Origin of the sequence: Sodalis-like endosymbiont of Proechinophthirus fluctus, assembly GCF_001602625.1 — a bacterium.
Taxonomy (GTDB): domain Bacteria; phylum Pseudomonadota; class Gammaproteobacteria; order Enterobacterales; family Enterobacteriaceae.
Window position 1 is genome coordinate 8,958 of sequence record NZ_LECR01000040.1, and the last position, 4,536, is coordinate 13,493.

The following is a 4,536-nucleotide window of genomic DNA, read 5'->3' on the forward strand; positions in this document are numbered from 1 at the left end:
GCGGCGCTCAATATAATGTTTTGCCGGCTATAATTGGGATTGGTAGCATTGGCGAGGTTGTTGCCGATGACGCTCAGCGCCTGCAGTCCAGTTTGCAAACTGCTGCTGGCAATATAGTAAAGATTTAGCATAAGGGTACCTGCTCCTGGTCAGAATATGGTTGGTCAGCCAAGGTGTTGACGACTGGCGAGCGCTTATTTGCTTTATCGGCTTGCGAGGAAAAAACTCAAGCGCGCCGGTCAGAATAGCGTAGCGAGATCGTGCTGATAGGCCGCCTGCGCGCGCTGTCCAACCATTTTCAATTGCGCGATGATAGTGATCAGCTTGTCGGCATAATGTGGATCGGTAGCATATCCGGAGGATTGCAGCGATCTAGCCGCCTGTTCCGGCGTTCTGGCCTGCATAACCCGCCGATAACGCGGGTTTTCTGTTAGCAACCGTGTGTAATCTCGCAGTGCCTCGCCATAAGAGGCATAGACGCGAAATTTAGCTTTTACCTTCTGCATGACCCCGTCCACATATTCCGTCGTGGTAATTTGCGTGCTTTCGCCCCGCCAGCCCGCATCCGCTTTAATACCAAATAAATTGTAGCTCGGCGCGCCGTGAGCGGTTCTGATTTCCCGCGCTCCCCATCCCGATTCTAGGGCCGCCTGCGCCACAATGAGCTGATGAGGCAGACCACTATCGCGCGCGACCTGCAAAGCCGACGCGGTGATATGAGTAATAAATCCACCGGTGTCGGCGTTCAGATTCCACGGCCCGTCGACAAACGCTTCTAAAGGGGACGCCAGTCCGTCGCCGATAAGCTGCTCCGGCATAAGCCGCAGCTGGCGCGGGTCGACGGCGTTGTTGTACGCCGGTATCCACTGGGCGGCAGGGGCCAGCGGCGATATGTCGCCCCCACCGAGCTGTCTGCGCAGACCCTGCGCCAGCCCTACCCCGCTAGTCGCCAGATCCTGCGCCAGTTGCTGGTCGTAAAGCGAGGTATAAAGGTGGGTTTGAGCGCTGGTTAGAAGCCCCTCCTGCGGGAGCGCCGCGCGCATGCTCTTGAGCATCATATCCAAAAACAGCCCCTCGACCTGCTGAGCCGCACCCGAGATCCCCCGACGAGACGCCTGCACGGCGCGGATTTTTATGACCTCCAGTTGGGAAAAATCCAGCGTGGAGCCGAACAATGGAATGCCGTCATTCATTAGTTGATTTCCAATTTGGCGTTTAAACAACCGGCGCTTTGCATAGACTGCAAAATTGCCATCAAATCATTCGGCGTAGCGCCTATGCCGTTTAGCGCGCTGACAACATCATTGAGATTCGCGCCAGCGTCGATTTTCTGCAGGGATCCCCCTTCATTGCGCGCATTGATCACGGTATCCGGCACTACTACCGTGCTCCCGCCGCCGAAAGGCGTGTTAGGTTGACTGACCTTGTAGGTCTGGTTGACTTCGACCGTCAGCTGGCCATGGGCCACGGCGCAGCTACCCAGCACTATATCCTGGTTCATCACCACCGAGCCGGTACGCGAATTGATCACTACCACTGCATCGGTAGGGCCGAGCGTAATAGGGATATTCTGCAAGTTTGCCAGGAAACGAACTTTGCCCGGTCCGTCTTGCGGCACGGCGACGTTAATCGTGCGGCTATCCAGCGGCAGAGCGCTACGGCGGCCGAAATGATGATTGATGGCGTCGCTTATTTGCTGCGCCAACGAAAAGTCGTCGTTGTTCAGCTGCAGTGTGATGATGTTTTCTCCGGAAAAATCCGCCGGCACGCTGCGCTCGACTATTGCGCCGCCGCTAATACGTCCGCCGTTAAGTTGATTCACCTGCACCCGATTGCCGCCAACCTGCGCGCTGGAACCGGAAACCAGAATGTTTCCCTGCGCCAGCGCATAAACCTGGTTATCTACGCCCTTCAAAGGCGTCATCAATAGCGTCCCGCCGCGCAAACTTTTGGCGCTACCGAGCGAGGAGACCACTACATCGATTTTCTGGCCAGAGCGGGCAAAAGCGGGCAATTTCGCCGTCACCATTACCGCCGCGACGTTTTTCAGCTGCATGTTGGTTCCCGTCGGCACGGTGACGCCCAGTTGGGAAAGCATATTTCGCAGACTTTGAGTAGTGAACGGCGTTTGGGTAGTCTGGTCGCCGGTACCGTCGAGACCTACCACCAGACCGTAGCCGATTAACGCATTCTCCCTCACACCCAATACTGTGGTGAGGTCGCGGATACGTTCCGCCTGAATGGATGGCACTAACAACAGCCCAGCTACCGCACAGAAGGATAACATCATTCTCACAACCGATTTGTTCATTCCTTATCCTTAAAAGGGCAAATAATTAAGGAAGAAACGCTGTAACCATCCCATTTGCTGCGCTTCATTGATATAGCCATCACCGACATATTCGATACGGGCGTCGGAAACCAGCGTCGACACCACCTGATTGTTGCCGTCGATGGTGCGTGGGTTGACGATGCCGGAAAAACGGATGAATTCCGTGCCCTGGTTAATGGCAATCTGTTTTTCCCCCACGACGCGTAAATTGCCGTTGGTGAGGACGTCGATCACGGTCACGGTAATGGTCCCATTGAAGGTGTTTTTAGCGGCTGCGCCCCCTTTACCGTTGAAACTGTTACTACTATCGATATCCATCGCCAGACGATCGCCGCCCATTAACCCGTTTAGCATGCTGGGGAGGGCGTTAATGCCCAAATCCGTGTTACCTTTACGATCGACGTTAGAGGAGGAGCTTTTGCTGGCGCTGACGTTTTCTTGCAGCATAATAGTCAGCGTGTCGCCAATATTGCGCGGCCGGCGATCCTCGAACAGTGGATGATAGCCATAATTCATCGCCTGGCCCGGCTGAAACACTGAGCCATTAACGGTGATGGGTATGAGCGGCGCCGGTGTCGCGGTGGTCACGCCGACTACCAACGGACGCCGCGGCGGCTCGGCGCAACCACTGAGCAATAGAGTGGCCAGAGCAATGCTGTATTCCATGAAAAGGGCGAGGCGCGCGGCGTTTGTGCCATGATGCCAGCACCAGGTGAACCTAGGCAAGAGCTGAGTCATGTTTTCCATATAAGGTGGATCACGCAGGTGAGAAGAAAAAATGGGGCTGGACACCAGCCCCTCTGATGGTACCTCTACAGCTGTGCGAGTCGCTGCAGCATCTGATCGGAGGTGGATATCGCTTTACTGTTCAATTCATAAGCGCGTTGGACCTGAATCATAGTAATCAGCTCCTGGGCGACGTTTACGTTGGAGTTTTCCAGGAATTGTTGCTTGAGCGCGCCTGCCCCATTCATGCCGGGCTTATTCTCCATCGGTGCGCCGGAAGACGGCGTCTCATAATACAAGTTTTCCCCCAGGCTTTGCAGACCGGCATCGTTGATGAATGTGGCTAGGGTCAATTGCCCAACTTCTTGCGGCTCGGTTTGTCCGGGCAACATGACGCTGACCAAACCATCCTTACTGATGGTCAGATTGGAGGCACCGTTGGGTATTGTCACCGCTGGCTGGATAGGATAGCCGCTCGAAGTCACTAATTGGCCGTACTGATCGCGCTGCAATGATCCATCTCTGGTATAGGCATTGGTACCGTCCGGCATCAGTACCTGCAGGAATCCCGACCCCTCAATGGCCACATCTGTGGGATTGCCAGTATTAGTCAACCCGCCTTGCAAATGGATGCGTTTGGTGGCGACGGGCCGCACTCCGGTACCCAGCCGAAGCCCGGAAGGAATAGTGGTCTGTTCAGAAGATTTAGCGCCAGGTTGGCGCACGGTTTGATATAGCAAGTCCTCGAATACCGCCTGTTGGCGTTTAAATCCCATGGTGGACACGTTGGCGATATTGTTGGAAATCACATCCATATTGGTCTGCTGCGCTTCGAGACCGGTCTTGGCAATCATTAAAGAGCGCATCATGATTTTTTCTCCTTTCTGGATTAACCGATAGCCAATAGCTGATTACCAGCGCGGGCGTTATCGTTAACGTTACTGATAACTTTCATCTGCATTTCAAAGCTGCGGGCGTTTCCTATCATCTCCACCATGGTCTGGACTGGGCTGACATTGCTGCCCTCAAAGGCGCCGGACTTCAAGCGCAGCGCCGGATCTGCGGGCAGCGCAGAGCCACGTTGCGCGCGCGCGGCGTCGGTAAGAGTAAACAGGCCACTATCGTCTTGGTGCAGATTGTCTGGATCGATACGAATCAGCTTTAGCTGGCCAATTTGGCTAAGGGTTTTCGGCTTATCGCCGTCATCCAGGATGGACAGCGTGCCGTCCGGGCCGAAAGTTATAGCCGCGCCGGGCGGCACTGTCAGCGGNCGCCCAGTAGCGGGTAATTCTGAACCCTGAGCCCTCCCACACCATCAATCTCAATCCGGCCGTTGCGGGTATAGGCTTCACCGCCATCGGGCAAACGCACCGCCAGCCAGCCGTGCTGGTCCAGAGCCACATCGAGATTGTTGCCGCTAATATTAATAGGGCCAGGGGAAAAATCGTTGCCTGGCACTGATGGTACGACTAGTGTGC

General features: G+C 55.2%; 5 protein-coding genes and 1 pseudogene. All 6 read right to left on the bottom strand.

What is annotated here, in order from left to right; genetic code table 11:
• Positions 1-131: pseudogene (locus BG74_RS19555) on the bottom strand (flagellar basal body protein); the annotation flags it as partial.
• A 108-nt stretch (positions 132-239) separates the two neighbouring features.
• Positions 240-1,193: a flagellar assembly peptidoglycan hydrolase FlgJ gene (gene flgJ, locus BG74_RS04405; RefSeq protein WP_066596871.1), complete on the bottom strand. Its 954-nt coding sequence runs from the start codon at positions 1,191-1,193 to the stop codon at positions 240-242.
• Positions 1,193-2,290 (bottom strand): flagellar basal body P-ring protein FlgI, encoded by a 1,098-nt coding sequence (locus BG74_RS04410; protein WP_066596875.1) that lies wholly within the window; start codon positions 2,288-2,290, stop codon positions 1,193-1,195. Before BG74_RS04410 ends, flgJ begins: the two co-directional genes overlap by 1 nt.
• Positions 2,291-2,320: 30 nt before the next feature.
• Positions 2,321-2,998 (bottom strand): flagellar basal body L-ring protein FlgH, encoded by a 678-nt coding sequence (locus BG74_RS04415; protein WP_066596982.1) that lies wholly within the window; start codon positions 2,996-2,998, stop codon positions 2,321-2,323.
• A gap of 146 nt (positions 2,999-3,144) precedes the next feature.
• The gene (gene flgG / locus BG74_RS04420; protein WP_066596877.1) at positions 3,145-3,927 is read right to left on the bottom strand and encodes a flagellar basal-body rod protein FlgG; all 783 of its coding nucleotides are present in this window, start codon (positions 3,925-3,927) and stop codon (positions 3,145-3,147) included.
• Positions 3,928-3,947: 20 nt separating this feature from the next.
• Positions 3,948-4,328, bottom strand: a 381-nt coding sequence (locus BG74_RS04425; protein WP_305809571.1) for a flagellar basal body rod C-terminal domain-containing protein, incomplete at its 5' end; no start/stop codon positions are given.
• Between the last annotated feature and the right edge of the window lie 208 nt (positions 4,329-4,536).